The organism is Pseudomonas rossensis (genome assembly GCF_039888995.1).
Classification (GTDB): Bacteria; Pseudomonadota; Gammaproteobacteria; order Pseudomonadales; family Pseudomonadaceae; genus Aquipseudomonas; species Aquipseudomonas rossensis.
Window position 1 is genome coordinate 1 of record NZ_JBBWCB010000378.1, and the last position, 240, is coordinate 240.

The 240-nt window shown below is 60.8% G+C and carries 1 pseudogene; it reads right to left on the reverse strand.

Annotation, left to right across the window (positions count from 1 at the left end):
• A pseudogene (locus tag WLY71_RS31755) lies at nucleotides 1–180 on the reverse strand (hypothetical protein); the annotation flags it as partial.
• Nucleotides 181–240 lie beyond the last annotated feature (60 nt).

Consider the following 240-nt stretch of genomic DNA (forward strand, 5'->3'; position numbering starts at 1 on the left):
GCACCCCACGGTGCCATCGTCGACGAGTTCAACCCTGTGTTCGTTGGAGGCCGTCCCGGCGGAGCGAAGCGGGGTCGGGTTGTCGGGGGCTTGAGCGGGATGCCTGGCAGGCGACGGTGATGGGGACTGGTGCGGTTCTGTCCACGCGTATGAACTGCTGGGGGGGATTCGTGGACTCATAAACACTCCATGATGAGTGGAAAAAGGTAAAAAAGAAAAACAGGCGCGCAGGTGGTGACG